Raw genomic sequence first — 15960 nt, 5'->3', positions numbered from 1 at the left:
ATAAGAAAGGGCGCCCAAAGCGCGGACCATCCCCCTTTTTTATCTCACTGCCGCTTGAAACGGCAGTGTTTCGGAGTTTCCCATGTCCCAAGAATCCCCCGCGCCKCTGCTGTTCGCAGATCTCGGCCTGTCCGACGCTGTGATGMAGGCCGTCGCCACCGTCGGTTATGAAACCCCGTCGCCGATCCAGGCCGCCACCATTCCGGCCATGCTGGAAGGCCGTGACGTGCTGGGCCAGGCCCAGACCGGTACCGGCAAGACCGCCGCCTTCGCGCTGCCGGTGCTGTCCAATCTCGATTTCAACCAGACCAAGCCGCAGGTGCTGGTGCTGGCGCCGACCCGCRAACTGGCCATCCAGGTTGCCGAGGCGTTCCAGACCTACTCCTCGGGCATCCCCGGTTTCCGTGTGCTGCCCGTTTACGGCGGCCAGCCCTACGGTCAGCAGCTGTCGGCCCTGCGTCGTGGCGTGCATGTCATCGTCGGTACGCCGGGCCGGGTGATCGATCACCTTGAGCGCGGCACCCTGGACCTGTCCGAACTGAAGACCCTGGTGCTGGACGAAGCCGATGAAATGCTGCGCATGGGCTTCATCGACGACGTCGAAGCGGTGCTGAAGAAGCTGCCGGAAACCCGCCAGGTCGCTCTGTTCTCGGCCACCATGCCGTCGCAGATCCGCCGCATCGCCCAGACCTACCTGAAGAACCCGGCCGAAGTGACCATCGTCAGCAAGACGACCACCTCGGCCAACATCCGCCAGCGCTACTGGTGGGTGAGCGGCATGCACAAGCTGGACGCGCTGACCCGCATCCTGGAAGTGGAACCGTTCGACGCGATGATCATCTTCTCGCGGACCAAGGCCGCCACCGAAGAACTCGCCGAGAAGCTGCAGGCCCGTGGCCTGGCCGCAGCCGCCATCAACGGCGACATGCAGCAGGCCCAGCGCGAGCGCACCATCGGCATGCTGAAGGAAGGCAAGCTGGACATCCTGGTCGCCACCGACGTGGCCGCCCGTGGCCTGGACGTGGAACGCATCAGCCACGTGCTGAACTACGACATCCCGTACGACACCGAAAGCTACGTGCACCGCATCGGCCGTACCGGCCGTGCCGGCCGCACCGGTGATGCGATCCTGTTCGCCACCCCGCGCGAAAAGGGGATGCTGCGTGCGATCGAGCGCGCTACCCGGCAGCCGATCGAAGAGATGCAGTTGCCGAGCGTGGACGCGGTCAACGACACCCGCATCACCAAGTTCATGAGCCGCATCAGCGACGTGCTCGATGCCGGTGGCACCGAGTTCTACCGMGACCTGCTGCAGCGCCTGGAAGGCGAGAAGAACGTGCCGGCGATCGAGATCGCCGCCGCGCTGGCCAAGTTGCTGCAGGGCGATTCGCCGTTCCTGCTGACCCCGCCGGTGCGTGGTGCGCGCGAAGAACGTGCCCCGCAGCAGCGCAACGAACGCGGCAACGACCGTGGCGAGCGTCCGGCCCGTTTCGAACCGCGCTTCGAGCGTGGCCCGCGTCGTGAAGACGACCGTGGCCCGCGTCCGCCGCGTCCGGAAGGCGACTTCGGCAACAGCGACGGCGGCGTCGAGCGCGCCCCGCGCCGTGACATCGCCCCGCGTGGTGCCGCCGAGCCGGGCATGGAAACCTTCCGCATCGAAGTGGGCCACGTGCACGGCGTGAAGCCGGGCAACATCGTCGGCGCGATCGCCAACGAAGCCGGGCTGGAAAGCCGCTTCATCGGCCGCATCGACATCCATGACGACTTCTCGGTGCTGGACCTGCCGGCGGAAATGCCGCAGGACCTGCTGACCCACCTGAAGAAGGTGTGGGTCTCCGGCCAGCAGCTTCAGATGCGCAAGGTGGAGCCGGGTGAAGACCTGACCCCGTCGCCGCGTCCGGCGTTCAAGCCGAAGTTCGGCGGCAAGCCGCGCGGCCCGGGTGGCCCGGGTGGTCCGCGCAGCGGCCCGGGCGGCGACGACCGTCCGCCGCGTCGTGACGGCTTCAAGCCGCGCGGTCCGCGCAACGCCTGATCGCCCCCGCGGTCCAGACAACGCCAGCCCCCGGGCTGGCGTTGTCGTTTCCGGGTTTCGCACCGCCTCAACATTGCCCGCTCTAGCCTGAGTCCCTGACTTCATCGGGCTTGATACTCACTCCATGGCTCCGGGGGGATCCGCGATGCTGGCAACTGGCAGGGATGTTGGTGCAACGGCGGTACCGTATCTGACGCGGGGCCTGACCCTGCGCTTTGTTCTGCTGACCGGCATGGCGATCGGGCTGGTGGGCATTTCCGCGCTGATCCAGGAATTGCAGGCCGCCTCGACGGCGTGGATCGTCGGCCAGAGCCACTGGTCGCGGAGCCAGCAGCAGGCCAGCTTCGCGCTTGGCCGCTACATCAACTCGGGAGACCCGGCCGACCTGGCCGAAGCGCGCACGGCCTGGGCGGTGCCGCTGGGCGATCTGGCTGCGCGGCGGGCGCTGGAACAGGCCGATCCGGACCTGGCGGCGGCGCGCCGCGGTTTCGTGCAGGGCGGCAACGCGCCGGGCGACATCAACCGCCTGATCGTGTCGTTCCGTTACCTGGGCCGGATGAGTTACTTCCGCGACGCGGTGCGGCTGTGGCAGCAGACCGATGCAGGGCTGCAGCAGCTGGTGCAGATCGCCGACCGCGCGGCGGCGATGCACGCCAATGGCGGCGGCACCGGACCGCAGCGGCAGGCGCTCCTGGACCACCTGCACCTGCTGGATCGCAGCCTGCAGGCGCAGGCGAAGGCATTTTCGGCGTCGTTGCTGCGCACCGCCTCGGTCGTACGCATGACCACGCTGCTGGTGGGCGGCTTGTCGGTGCTGCTGATCACGCTGGTGGCGGTGCTGCTGTCGCGACGGGTGCGGCGTGATCTGCTGGAGCAGGAGGGACGTTTCCGCGCCGCCTTCTACCAGGCCACCGTCGGCATGCTCAAACTCGACCATGCCGGCGGGGTACTGGAAGCCAACCAGGCGATGGCCGACATCCTCGACCACCGCCGTGAGTCGATGCTCGGGATGCCGCTGCAGGATCTGCTGGTGGAAGGCGAACTGGTGCTGGATGCGCAGGGAGGCATCGACTGGATACGCCAGCTGCGCCCCGGCGAGCTGCGCTTCCGGCGTGCCGATGGCGGGCTGATGTGGGGGCGCTGGAGCGGGACCGTCGTGCGCACGCCCGGGCGCGAGCCGGCCGTATTTGCCATCGTCGAGGACGTCTCGCAGAACCATGCGCTGGCGCGTGAGGTCGAACACCATGCCAGCCACGATCCGCTGACCGGGCTGATCAACCGCCGCGAGATCGAACGCCTGCTCGAACAGGCGCTCATCGACGTGCGCAGCCACGGCGGCGTGCACAGCCTGTGCTATCTCGACCTGGACTACTTCAAGCTGGTCAACGACGGACTTGGCCACGCCGCCGGCGACCAGCTGCTGCACAGCTTCGCCGACTACCTGGTCGGGGCGGTGCGCGAGGGCGACTGGGTCGGGCGCATGGGTGGGGACGAATTCGCCCTGTTCCTGGCCAACGCCGGCCAGGAGGAAGCCAAGCAGGTGCTGCAGCGGATCGTCCGCAACCTCGGCCAGGCCAGCTTCCAGCACGGCGAAGGGTCGCCGCGGCTGAGCTGCAGCATCGGCCTGGTGGAAGTCACCGACGAGACGGTGGACGTGAACTGGCTGATGAGCGCGGCCGACAGTGCCTGCTATGCGGCCAAGGAGGCCGGGCGCAACCGTGTGCACTGCTACAACGAAAGCCGCCCGGCGCTGGAGGAACGGCGGCTGGAAGCCGAACGCCTGGCGCGGGTCTCCAGTGCGATCGCCGAGAACCGCATGCTGCTCTACGCGCAGCGCATCGAGCGGGTCGGCGATCCGGCGTACCTGCATTACGAAGTGCTGGTGCGCATGCGCAGCCCCGAAGGGGTGCTGCAGATGCCGGGCGACTTCATGCCCGCCGTCGAGCGCTACGGCATGGGCATGGCGCTGGACCGGCATGTGCTGGGACTGTTGTTCCGCCACCTGCAGGTGTGCCCGGCACACGTGCAGCGGCTGGGCCTGTGCAACGTCAACGTGTCGGCGCAGTCGATCACCGAACCCAGCTTCCTGGCCTTTGTCTGCGATCTGCTCGAGCGCAATCGCGGCCTCGCCCGCAAGCTGTGCTTCGAGGTCACCGAGACGGCGGCGATCAGCAACCTGGCCCAGGCACGCAACTTCATCGAAGCGGTCAAGGCGCGGGGTTGCCGGGTCGCATTGGACGACTTCGGCTCAGGCCTGTCCTCCTTCAGCTACCTGCGTCAGTTGCCGGCGGACATGCTCAAGATCGACGGCGTGTTCGTGCGCGACATGGATATCGATCCGGTCAGCCGCGCGGCGGTACGCGCGATCACCGAGATCGGCCGCGAGCTGCACATGACCGTGATTGCCGAGTGGGTCGAATCGGACGAGGTTGCCGAGCAGCTGCAGGTGCTCGGCGTGGATGGGCTGCAGGGCTATGCGATCGAACGGCCGATGGCGCTTGAGCGGATGACCCAGCCCGCGTTATGGCCGGCGCGGACCGGCGTGGCAGCCGACCGCCGCAGCGGCGCGCCCTGAGCGTTGGGCCGACGGCCCGGCTGAACGGCGGGGAGGGTGAAGTGGCCGGGAACTTGCGATAATCCCGGCCAGGGGCGTCACGCGGCGTGCGTGGCGGCAACATCGATGGGCGGGCAGGCGTGTGGGGCACTGGCTTGGCAGGTTCGTTGGCAAACATGCAGTAACGCTGCTGCTGGCTTGGCTGGTGCTGGTGCTGCCGGCGCTCGCTGCCGCCAGCGCAGTTCCCAACGCGCCGGCCCGGGCCGGCACCGACGTGCTGCTGCTGGGGGCGGCCACCGCCGAGCGCACGCCGCAACGCGCCTGCTCGGCCGACGTCCTGGCGCGGCACCAGCAGGTGCTGGCGGTCCCTGCGCCGCCGCAAGGCTGGTCGGGCGAACCGCAGGCGGTGGACGTGTTCGGCGTGTTCTCCGGCGAAGTACGGATCAGCCATGGCGACCGCCAGATCTGCGGCAGCATGCACGACGCGCGCACCCGCGATTCGCGCTTCCGCGCCGGGGTGGGCATGGTGGTGGTGCCCAAGGCGGGTGAGCACGAACCTATCGTGGTGTCCTGGGCCACGCCGCTCAAACCGCGCTGGATCCCCACGGTGCAGCTCGGCGCGCCCAGCCCGGTGCAGCAGAACGACACCGCGCGGCTGCTGGTGCGCGCGGCCTGCATCGCGGTGGCGATCGCGCTGGCGCTGTCGGCGTTGATCGGCTATGTCACCGCCAAGGACCGATCCTTCCTGATCTACGTGGGCGTGTGCCTGGTGTTCGTGCTGTGGCAAGCGGTGCTGGGGGGCCTCAGCGGCTATCCCGAGCCGTGGCTGCCGGTGGGCGACCGGTCCTCGTGGTGGCTGGTGGCGCTGAGCGCGTTCACCGAGGCGATGCTGCTGCCGGTGCTGTGGCGGCTCAACGGGGGCGACCGGCTGTGGCCACGCTCGCGCGGCGTCCAGCAGGCCGTGCTGTGGGCACTGGTGGTGGTGGGTCTGTGCGTGCCGTGGATGGGCCTGGCCGCGCTGACCTGGTGGGCGGCCGCGCTGGAAGACCTGTATCTGCTGGGCTGCGCGGTGTGCCTGGGGGTGGGCGTGTGGGCGCTGCTGCGACGCGACCGCTACGCCTTGGCCGGGCTGAGCGCGCTGGCACCGTGGTGGATCATGATCATCGCCGATGCGCTGCATGCGCAGTGGCTGGTGGCCTACCGGATCGAAACGCTGCAGCTGGCCGCCACCTGGTTTCTGATGATGTCCGCCTATGCGCTGAACCTGCGCCTGGGCCGCCTGCGCCAGCAGCGCGATGAAATGCGCCAGTTGGCCGACACCGACCCGCTGACCGGGCTGCCCAATCGCCGCGCCGGCCTGCGCCTGCTGGCGCAGTACCTGGAACGCGCGCGCCAGGACGAACAGCCGCTGGCGATCGGCTTCCTGGACATCGACCTGTTCAAGGACATCAACGACCAGTATGGCCACGAGGTGGGCGACCAGGTGCTGGTGGCGGTGGCGCGCAACCTGCGCGACTCGGTCCGCAACCGCGATGATGTGATCCGCATGGGCGGGGAGGAGTTCCTGGTGCTGCTGCCCGGCGCCAGCCGCGCCAGCGCCCTGGCCCGGCTGGAAAGCGTGCGCCTGCAGGTGCAGGCGGTCACCGCGATCCTGGCCATCCCGGGCCTGAACGTATCGGCCAGCATCGGCCTGGCGGCGATGCGCGGCGACGGCGACGACCTGCCCTCGCTGCTGCGCCGCGCCGACCATGCCATGTACTGCGCCAAGCGCGCCGGCCGCAACCAGGTCTATGACGCCGAGCAGGCCACCCCGGCCGCCGCTCCGATGACGGCATGAGTCGCCATCGCCCTGCGCGGGCCGGGTTTGCCGGATAATGGGCCCATGACTATTCGACTCAACAAGCACATCGCCGATACCGGCTTCTGTTCCCGTCGCGAAGCCGACCGCCTGATCGGCGAGCGCCGCGTCACCGTCAACGGCCATCCGGCCGGCACCGGTGCGGTGGTCGGCGAAGGCGACGTGGTCCTGGTCGACGGCCAACCGCTGCGCGCCCGCGAAGCGAAAAAGGCCGGTGGCCGCAAACACGTCTACATCGCGCTGAACAAGCCGGTGGGCATCACCTGCACCACCGAAACCTCGGTCAAGGGCAACATCGTCGAGTTCGTCGGCCACGAGCAGCGCATCTTCCCGGTGGGGCGCCTGGACAAGGATTCCGAAGGCCTGATCCTGCTGACCAGCAACGGCAACATCGTCAACCAGATCCTGCGTGCCGAGAACGGCCACCAGAAGGAATACATGGTGGCGGTGAACAAGCCGGTCACCGACGAATTCCTGCGCGGCATGGCGCGCGGCGTGCGCATCCGCGACGAAACCACGCTGCCGTGCCGCACCAGCAAGCTGGCCAAGTTCGGTTTCCGCATCACCCTGCAGCAAGGCCTGAACCGGCAGATCCGCCTGATGGCCGCCGCCTTCGACTACCGCGTTACCCAGCTGCGCCGCGTGCGCATCGACAACATCAAGCTCGGTGCGCTCAAGCCGGGCCAGTGGCGCAATCTGACCGACGCCGAGCTCAAAGGCCTGCTGCCCAAGCAGCTGGAGTGGTGATGCCGTGCGTCACGCGATGACGCCGCAGCGGGGCTAGACTGCGCGGGAACACCACCACGCCTGCCCCGATGATCAAGYCGTCCAAGCCGGACAACGAAGAACAGCGCCTGCTGGCGCTGCAGCGCTACCAGATCMTGGATACGCCCAATGAACGGTCGTTCGAGGATCTGGTGACCATTGCCACGGCCTTGTGTGGCACCGGCATGGGGGCGGTGACGCTGGTGGACCGGGACCGCCAGTGGTTCAAGGCGCGGCGGGCGGTGGACGCCAGCGAGGCCAGTCGCGATATCTCCTTCTGTGGCCACGCCATCCTGCAACCGGACCAGGTGATGGTGGTCGAGGATGCATTGCAGGATCCGCGCTTCCACGACAACCCGCTGGTGGTGGACGACCCGCACGTGCGCTTCTACGCCGGTGCACCGTTGCTCAGCTTCGATGGATTGCCGCTGGGGACGTTGTGCGTGTTCGACGCCAGCCCTGGGCAGCTGCGCCCGGAGCAGGCCAAGGCCTTGGCCGCGCTGTCCCGGCAGGTCTCGCTGGTGATGGAACTGCGCCGCTACGCGCACGAGATCCAGCAGCACATGCGCGACCGCGCGTGGTACGAACAGCGCCTGGGCGAATACAACAACCTGCTTGAACAGCAGAATGCGGACCTGGCCGAGCAGAGCCGCACCGACCCGCTGACCGGACTACCCAACCGCCGCGCGATGAGCGCCGCGCTGACGGCGGCGGTCTGCGATGCCGACGGCCAGCCACGGCAGACCGCGGTGGCCCTGCTGGACATCGACCATTTCAAGCGCGTCAACGATCTCTACGGCCACGCCACCGGCGACCACGTGCTGGCCGAACTGGCCCGGCTGCTGCGCGCGCACTTCGCCGGGCAGGGGCTGGCGGCGCGCTTTGGCGGCGAGGAGTTCGTGGTGCTGATGCCCGACACCGCGCTGGCCACCGCCGAGCTGCAGTGCGATGTCCTGCGCATGGCCGTGGCCGACCTGCCGCTGGGCATCCCGCTGACGATCCGCATCGGCGTGGCCGCCCACCACCACGGCGACACGGTGGAGCAGACCCTGGCCCGCGCCGACGCGGCGCTCTACCAGGCCAAGCATCAGGGCCGCAACCGGGTGCTGCGCGCCGACTGAGGGCGCATTCGCAGGCACTGCGACGCGGCGCTGGCATGCTGGTGTCCCGCCTGCCACCGCCCTTGCCATGCTGCAGACCCTGGCCATCGCCAACTACCGCTCCCTGTACGACCTGGTCGTGCCGATGGGACGGCTCAACCTGGTCACCGGTGACAACGGCAGCGGCAAATCCAGCCTCTACCGCGCGCTGCGCCTGCTGGCCGAGACCGCGCAGGGCGGCGTTGCCGCGGCGCTGGCGCGCGAGGGCGGGCTGGGCTCGGCGCTGTGGGCCGGGCCCAGCCGCATCAACCCGCGCATGGTACGGGGCGAGATCCCCGTGCAGGGCCAGGCGCACGCGCCATCGGTCGCGCTGCGGCTCGGGTTTGCGGCTGCCGATTTCGGCTATGCGATCGACCTGGGGCTACCGGTGGGCAGCAGGTCGATGTTCGACCTGGACCCGCAGATCAAATGCGAGAGTGTCTGGGCCGGGCCATTCCTGCGCAGCGCCAACGCGCTGGTAGAGCGACGCGGCGCGCTGGTGCGGCGCAGGAACGGCCGGCAGTGGGAGGTGGTGGACGAGCACCTGTCGGTATTCGAAAGCCTGTTCACCCAACTGGCCGATCCGCAGCGCATGCCCGAGGTGCTGGCCCTGCGCGAATCGATCCGCGGCTGGCGTTTCTACGATCATTTCCGCAGCGATCCGCACGCACCGGCGCGGCAGGCGCCGCTGGCCACGCGCACGCCGGTGCTCAGCCACGACGGCCATGACCTGGCGGCGGCCTGGCAGACCATCGTGGAGATCGGCGATCCGCAGGCCCTGGCGCGCTCGCTCGACGATGCGTTTCCCGGTGCGCAGGTGTTGATCGAACCGCACGAAGGCCGGCTGCACCTGAAGTTCCAGCAGCCCGGGCTGCTGCGGCCGTTGTCGGCGGCTGAACTGTCCGACGGCACGCTGCGCTATCTGCTGCTGATTGCGGCGTTGCATACCCCGCGCCCGCCGCCGCTGATGGTGCTCAACGAACCGGAGACCAGCCTGCACCCGGACCTGCTGCCGGCGCTGGCGCGGTTGATCATTGCCGCGTCAACGCGCAGCCAGTTGTGGGTGGTGTCGCACGCCAGCCGCCTGATCGCGGCGCTGCAGGAAGACCCTGCGTGTGCGTGTATCCGCCTGCACAAGGAACTCAGCCAGACCCGCGTGGTCGGACAGGGCCTGCTGGATGCGCCGGCCTGGTACTGGCCATCGCGGTAAGCGCCGATCGTCGGCCGGGCCATTCGCATCCGGTAGCGACCGTTGGTCGGCCATCACAGCTGGTACCGGACTGCTGGCCGGTGCGCGCCGGGCCGGTCAATCGGCGATGTTGCGCGCCTCGGCGGTAGCCAGGATCTCCGGATGCTGGACCGGCTTGCGGCGGTTCAACAGGGGATGCAGGAACACCGCGCCGACGATGATTGCCACGCCGGCATAGAACAGCGGGGTCAGTTCGCGCTGCTCGCTGAGCAACACCATCGCCAGCACGATCGCGTAGACCGGTTCGAGGTTGGTCACCAGCTGCGAGGTGTAGGCACTGATGTGGCGCAGCGCGACCAGCGCCAGCGCGAATGGCAGCAGCGTGCACAGCCCGGCCAGGGTCAGCAGCAGCAGGCCATCGTGCAGGTCCGGGATCACCCACAGCGGGCTGGCCAGCGCCGGCAGCAGGAACGGCAGCGCCGGCGCCAGCAGGGTCAGGGTGAGCGTGCCAGCGCCGAGTTCCAGCGCGGTCACGGTAAGCGGGTCGGCGTGACTGACCATGCGCTTGTTGAGCGAGCCGAACACCGCCACCAGCAGCGCCGACAGGGCACCAATCAGTACGCCCAGGCGCATGCCATGCGGAACCCCGCCCACCACCAGCGCCACGCCGGGCAGCACCGCGACGCCGAAGGCGAGCTCGCGCAGCTGGAACGGGCGCCTGGCCACCCACGGCTCGATCACCGAGGTGAACACCGGCGCCAGCGCGATGCAGGTGGCCGCCACCGAGGCATTGGCCAGTTTCACCGCGCCGTAGAAGGTCAGCCAGTGCAGCGCGACCAGCGCGCCGATGCCGCAGTAGCCTGCAAACAGTGTCGGCGACAGCTGCCGCAGCCCGCGCCACACCCGTGGCAGCAACGCCAGCATCGCCACCACGAGCAGCATTCGCCACCACACCAACGGCAGCGCGGGCAGGGTGATCAGCTTGCCGAGGATGGCGGTGACGCCCCACAGCAGCACGCAGAAATGGATTTGCAGAAGCGCTCTGCGGGTATCGGTCATGGGCATCGCGGTATTGTGCGACAAGCCGGGCGCCACCGCGATCCATGCACGTCGCGTTTAGGCCGGCATGGCATCCTGCGCCGATGAACAGCGCACCGATCCCCTCACCGTCCCCGCGCGCCCGGGCCCTGGCCGGGCTCACCGGGCTCACCGCCATCGCAGCGCTGGTGCTGCAGTACGCGCTGCTGCTGCAGACCGTCGGCGCCACGGCCGGCACCGGGCAGGCGCTGCTGCGCCTGCTCGGCTACTTCACCATCCTCAGCAACATCGGTGTGGCCGCGGTCTGTCTGGCACGGCTGCGGGGGCGCCGCGACGGCATGGCCGCGCCCGCCGCCAGTGCCGCGGTGGCGCTGTATATCGGCATCACCGGATTGGTCTACGTGCTGGTCTTGCGCGGCCTGTGGCATCCGCAGGGCGCACAGTGGTGGGCCGATACAGGCTTGCATTACGCCGTCCCGGTGCTGTACCTGCTGGGTTGGCTGGCCGGACCGCATGGGTGCCTGCGCTGGCGCCAGCTCGGCTGGGCGCTGCTGTTCCCGGCGATCTACCTGGGGTGGGCGCTGCTGGTCGGGCGCTGGAGCGGGCAGTACCCGTATCCGTTCCTGGACCTGGCCGCGCTCGGTGCCGCCACGGTGGCGCGCAATGCGCTGGTGGTGGGGCTGGCGTTCATCGCGCTGGGGGCGTTGTTGTGGCGGATCGACGCGCGGTTGGGCGCGCGCAGCGCCGTATCCACCCGGCGGTAGCTATCGATGGTGGGTCGATAGGCCGACCCACGATCGGCGTTACGTCGCTCCTACGCGCGCCAGCTGGTCGCGCAGCGCCATCGCCGCGCCAGGATTACGCTGCTTGGCCGCACCAATGAACAGCATGTAGACCTCGCGCGGACCGGTGGACGCTGCCTCGGCGGTCACATGGGGCAGGTCCGGATTGTCCTCGCCGCGCGCCCAGCGCATCGCACGCAGGCACCACTGCTCCAGCGCCCGTTCCGGATAGCCCGCACGCAGGTTGGCGCGTGCATGCATCAGCCGCGCATAGACGAAATCCGCGGTCGGGTCGGCAAAGCTCGGATGCTCGGCAGAGCCGCTGAACACCAAGGCCACGTTGTGCGCCCGCGCCACCGTCACCAGCTCGAGCGTCCACGCCGCCGGATTGCGCACCTCCAGCGCATGCTGAAGGCGTCGCCCATCGGCCTGCTTCGGCAGCAGCTGCAGGAAGCCGTCAAACGCCTCCGCATCGGCAGGGTGGGTATCACCGAACTGCCACACCAGCGGGCCCAGCCGGTCTTCCAACGCCACGATTCCAGCGACGAAGGCCTCCACCCGCGGCCCGACCTTGCTCAGGTCATGGGTCTGGGTGATGGTGCGCGGTGCCTTGGCCGAGAAGCGGAAGCCCGGCGGCGTCTGCTCGCGCCATTGCGCGTAGACGGCCGGCTTCTGCGCCCGGTAGAAGGTGCTGTTGATCTCGATGCAGCGCAGCGCGGCACTGGCATGGGCCAGCTCTTCGCGCTGCGGCAGCCCGGCCGGGTAGAACATGCCACCGCGCCAGGCCGGAAACACCCAGCCGCCAATGCCGGTGCGGATACGCCCTGCTGCGGCCGTCATGCGGTGCCTGCGTGGGCGCGCCACGGATCGTAGCTGCCGAACCACCACAGGAATCCTTCGGGATCACGACAGGCGTAGCCGCGCCCGCCGTAGGGCTGGTCGGCGATCTCGATCACCACCCGTGCGCCGGCGGCCACCGCCCGCGCGTAATGCGCGTCGGGATCGGCCACGATCACACAGGCACTCTGGGTCTGGCGACCGCCGACCTCATCGGGCTGCACGCTGTGCCGGCCCCACTCGCTGGTGGTGTCGACCGAGCCGAGCATGATCATGCCGTGGCCGTAGACCAGCTGTGCATGGTGGACGGTATCGCCCTCGGCATACACCGCCTGCGGCTCGAACCCGAACGCGTGCTGCAGCCAGGCGATCGCCGCCCGGGCGTCGCGGTAGCGCAGGCACGGAATGACGGTGGATACGGTATCGGCAGGCGCGGTCATGTCGGTCTCCGGAGCGGTCCTCCTTCTGGCACAGGCGAGCCTGAGCGCGCGCGCGTTACCATCGTGCGAAACCGGCGAGCGGGCCCGTGCAGGCCTCAACGTCCCCGCGACACGCACCTGGAGACACTGTTTGAACACATCCTGGATCGGAGGCATCGTGCTGCTCGCATGTGCACCTTTGGCATCGGCGGCGGTACCGGCGCAGCTGCAGCGCCTGGACAGCACGGTCGAGCGCGTCCGCAGCCAGTTCGACGTGCCCGGCATCGCCGTGGCGGTGGTCAAGGATGGCCAGGTCGTGTTCGAACGCGGCTACGGCGTGCGCGAACTGGGCAAGCCGGCACCGGTACAGGCCGATACGCTGTTTGCGATCGCGTCCAACACCAAGGCCTTCACCGCCACCTCGCTGAATCTGTTGGCCGAGCAGGGCAAGCTGAAGATGGACGACCGGGTGATCGACCATCTACCGGGCTTCCGCATGTCCGATCCCTACGTTACTGGCGAGATGCGCATCCGCGACCTGCTCTCGCACCGCAGCGGGCTGAGTCTGGGAGCGGGTGATCTGCTGTTCTGGCCGACCACCGGCTACAGCAACCAGGAGGTCGTGCAGCGCCTGGCCAAGGTGCCGCTCAAAGCCGGCTTCCGCGACCGCTACGCCTACGACAATATTCTCTACGCGGTGGCCCAGCAGGTGATCGAGCAGGTCTCCGGGCAGTCCTACGCCGCGTTCCTGCAGCAGCACATCTTCACCCCGGTGGGCATGGACGGCACCCGCTACAACGCGGACCACCTCAAGCCCGGCGACAACGCCGCGGTCGGCCACGCCAAGTACGACTTCAGCACGTTGCGTACCGTCGCCCCGCTGACCTGGTCCAACAACGCCGGCGCCGGCGGCATCTATTCCAGCGTGCACGACATGGCGCGCTGGATGAACGTGCAGCTGGCCCACGGTACGCTGGAGAACGGGCAGGCGCTGTTCAGCGCCAAGAGCCAGCAGGGCATGTGGCAGATGATCACCCCGCAGGTGGTGGCCGAGCCCAGCGTGCCGCAGCTGGCGGCGGCCAAGCCGAACTTCGCCGGTTATGGCGAAGGCTGGAGCCTGAGCGATTACCGTGGCCAGAAGCTGGTCTGGCACACCGGCGGCTGGCCGGGCATGGTCTCGCGGGTGACCCTGGTGCCCGAGCAGAAGCTGGGCATCGTGGTGCTGACCAACCAGGAAGTGGGCGCCGCGTTCAATGCGATCACCATGGACGTGCTCGATGCGTACCTGCAGACGCCACCCACCGACTGGGTCGAGGCGTATGCGGCGGCGGTGGCCAAGGCGCAGGACAAGGCCGATGAAAGCTGGGCAACGCATCAGGCGGCGCGCGATGCCAAAAGCAAACCGTCGCTGCCGTTGGCGCGTTACGCCGGCGGTTACCGCGATGCATGGTATGGCGATGTGTTCGTGGAACGCGACGGCGGCAAACTGCGCCTGCGGTTCGGCAAGACCGCCCAGCTGGTCGGCACGCTGGAACACTGGCAGCACGACACCTTCATCGTGCGCTGGGACGACCGCTCGCTCAACGCCGATGCGTTCGTCAACTTCAGCCTGGATCCGGATGGCAAGGTGCGCGACATGCGCATGCAGGCGATCTCGTCGTTGACCGATTTCAGCTTCGATTTCCAGGACTTGTTGTTCGTCCCGATCGTGGCCGACGCCAAGGGCTGAATACCGCCACCGGCCTGTGATGGAGGCGCGAGTAAAAACACAGGCCGTGGTGGGATAATCGCGGCCTGTCATGTTTTGGGTGCACTGCGATGTTCCGCTGGTTCGAGTCGCTGATTCCGGTGTTTCCGCCCCTCGACGGCCGCATGCCGCCGCGCGGGGTGGTGCCGTTCTACATCCACTATCTGCGCCCGGTGTGGCCGGTGCTGCTGGCCACGTTGATCGCCGGCCTGCTGCTGGCGCTGGTGGAAGTGGCGATGTTCGATTTCCTTGGCCGCATCGTGGACATGGTCGCCGAGCAGCCCGGCAGCGGCTTCTTCGCCCGCCATGCCAACACGCTGTTGTGGATGGCCGGCATCACCCTGATCGCGCGGCCGCTGCTGGTGTCGCTGCACAGCCTGCTGGTCAACCAGGCCATCGTGCCGGGGCTGAGCAACCGCTCGCGCTGGCTGATGCACAACTACGTGGTTCGGCAGAGCCTGAGTTTCTTCCAGAACGACTTCGCCGGCAGCATGGCCAACCGGGTCATGCAGACCGGTACGTCACTGCGTGAATCGGCGGTGCAGATGGTCGATTCGCTCTGGTACATCATCGTCTACACCGGCACCGCGCTGTACCTGTTCGCGCAGGCCGACTGGCGCCTGATGATTCCGCTGGGGCTGTGGATGGCCGCCTACGCGGTGATCATGGGGTACTTCGTACCGCGCGCGAAACAGCGGGCGTGGATCGCTTCGGAAGCACGTTCAAAGGCGATGGGCCGTATCGTCGATGGCTACACCAACATTCCCACGCTGAAGCTGTTCGCCCATGGCGGGCATGAGCAGGCCTACGTGGCTGAATCGATCCAGGACCTGGCGGTCAAGCATCGTGGCCAGACCCGGGTCACCACCGGGCTGGAAGTCACCATCGCCATCGTCAACGGCTTTCTGATCGTGGGCACCTGTGGGCTGGCACTGTGGCTGTGGAACGGCGGCCACATCAGCGTCGGCGCGATCACCCTGGCCACCGGTCTGGTGATTCGCATCCACAACATGTCCGGCTGGATCATGTGGACCATCAATGGCATCTTCGAGGACATCGGCACGGTGCAGGATGGCATCACCACGATCTCCCAGCCGCTGACCGTGCAGGACCGTGCTGATGCGGTGCCGCTGGAGGTCGCACGGGGCGGGGTGCATTTCGACGATATCCATTTCCACTACGGCAAGGCCGGTGGGGTGATGGCCGGGCTCAACCTGGACGTGAAGCCGGGCGAGAAGATCGGCCTGGTCGGTCCGTCGGGCGCGGGCAAGTCGACCCTGGTCAATGTGCTGCTGCGTCTGTACGACCTGGAAAGCGGGCATATCCGCATCGATGGCCAGGACATCGCCGCCGTGACCCAGGAGAGCCTGCGTCGGCAGATCGGGGTGGTTACCCAGGACACGTCGCTGCTGCACCGCTCGATCCGCGACAACCTGCTGTATGGCCGGCCGGATGCGACCGAGGCGCAGTTGCGCAGCGCGGTGGCCAAGGCGCGCGCGGAGGCGTTCATCGAGACGCTGCGCGACGGCGAAGGGCGTACCGGCTACGACGCGCATGTGGGCGAGCGCGGGGTCAAGCTGTCCGGTGGCCAGCGCCAGCG

At 68.3% G+C, this 15960-nt stretch carries 12 protein-coding genes; 9 read left to right on the top strand and 3 right to left on the bottom strand.

Features of this window, described 5'->3' with window-relative positions; all coding sequences use genetic code 11:
• Positions 1 to 82: 82 nt before the first annotated feature.
• From ACXJKH_RS04790 to ACXJKH_RS04765, 6 genes are all read left to right on the top strand, one after another.
• On the top strand, positions 83 to 2032 hold the full coding sequence (locus tag ACXJKH_RS04790; RefSeq protein ID WP_457318495.1) for a DEAD/DEAH box helicase: 1950 nt from the start codon (positions 83 to 85) through the stop codon (positions 2030 to 2032).
• A 145-nt stretch (positions 2033 to 2177) separates the two neighbouring features.
• A complete protein-coding gene (locus ACXJKH_RS04785) occupies positions 2178 to 4607 on the top strand; it encodes a putative bifunctional diguanylate cyclase/phosphodiesterase (protein ID WP_457318494.1) in 2430 nt (809 codons plus the stop codon).
• 184 nt (positions 4608 to 4791) lie between these two features.
• Positions 4792 to 6423: a sensor domain-containing diguanylate cyclase gene (locus tag ACXJKH_RS04780; RefSeq protein WP_457318493.1), complete on the top strand. Its 1632-nt coding sequence runs from the start codon at positions 4792 to 4794 to the stop codon at positions 6421 to 6423.
• A gap of 45 nt (positions 6424 to 6468) precedes the next feature.
• Positions 6469 to 7191 carry a pseudouridine synthase gene (locus tag ACXJKH_RS04775; protein ID WP_457318492.1) on the top strand — a complete coding sequence of 241 codons (723 nt, stop codon included), beginning with the start codon at positions 6469 to 6471 and terminating at the stop codon, positions 7189 to 7191.
• Between the two features lie 68 nt (positions 7192 to 7259).
• Complete coding sequence (locus ACXJKH_RS04770) at positions 7260 to 8330, top strand: sensor domain-containing diguanylate cyclase (protein ID WP_457318491.1); 1071 nt, start codon at positions 7260 to 7262, stop codon at positions 8328 to 8330.
• 67 nt (positions 8331 to 8397) lie between these two features.
• On the top strand, positions 8398 to 9558 hold the full coding sequence (locus ACXJKH_RS04765) for an AAA family ATPase (RefSeq protein ID WP_457318490.1): 1161 nt from the start codon (positions 8398 to 8400) through the stop codon (positions 9556 to 9558).
• Between the two features lie 96 nt (positions 9559 to 9654).
• On the opposite strand, the gene ACXJKH_RS04760 is transcribed toward ACXJKH_RS04765, so the two are convergent.
• Positions 9655 to 10602, bottom strand: a complete 948-nt coding sequence (locus ACXJKH_RS04760; RefSeq protein WP_256776850.1) for a DMT family transporter — start codon at positions 10600 to 10602, stop codon at positions 9655 to 9657.
• Between the two features lie 77 nt (positions 10603 to 10679).
• On the opposite strand from ACXJKH_RS04760, the gene ACXJKH_RS04755 reads away from it, so the two are divergent.
• Positions 10680 to 11339 carry a Pr6Pr family membrane protein gene (locus ACXJKH_RS04755; RefSeq protein ID WP_457318489.1) on the top strand — a complete coding sequence of 220 codons (660 nt, stop codon included), beginning with the start codon at positions 10680 to 10682 and terminating at the stop codon, positions 11337 to 11339.
• Positions 11340 to 11378: 39 nt separating this feature from the next.
• Here the strand turns inward: ACXJKH_RS04755 and ACXJKH_RS04750 are convergent, their stop codons facing one another.
• Both ACXJKH_RS04750 and ACXJKH_RS04745 read right to left on the bottom strand, forming a co-directional pair.
• Complete coding sequence (locus ACXJKH_RS04750) at positions 11379 to 12197, bottom strand: DUF72 domain-containing protein (protein ID WP_457318488.1); 819 nt, start codon at positions 12195 to 12197, stop codon at positions 11379 to 11381.
• Complete coding sequence (locus tag ACXJKH_RS04745; protein WP_256776832.1) at positions 12194 to 12634, bottom strand: VOC family protein; 441 nt, start codon at positions 12632 to 12634, stop codon at positions 12194 to 12196. Before ACXJKH_RS04745 ends, ACXJKH_RS04750 begins: the two co-directional genes overlap by 4 nt.
• Before the next feature lie 130 nt (positions 12635 to 12764).
• On the opposite strand from ACXJKH_RS04745, the gene ACXJKH_RS04740 reads away from it, so the two are divergent.
• On the top strand, positions 12765 to 14342 hold the full coding sequence (locus tag ACXJKH_RS04740) for a serine hydrolase (RefSeq protein ID WP_457318487.1): 1578 nt from the start codon (positions 12765 to 12767) through the stop codon (positions 14340 to 14342).
• A gap of 89 nt (positions 14343 to 14431) precedes the next feature.
• A partial coding sequence (locus ACXJKH_RS04735) for an ABC transporter ATP-binding protein (protein ID WP_457318486.1) occupies positions 14432 to 15960 on the top strand: 1529 nt, incomplete at its 3' end.

This window comes from Stenotrophomonas sp. P5_B8, from assembly GCF_054049855.1.
The sequence above is the reverse complement of the archived record's forward strand: the minus strand, read 5'-3'. Positions and strand labels throughout refer to the sequence as shown.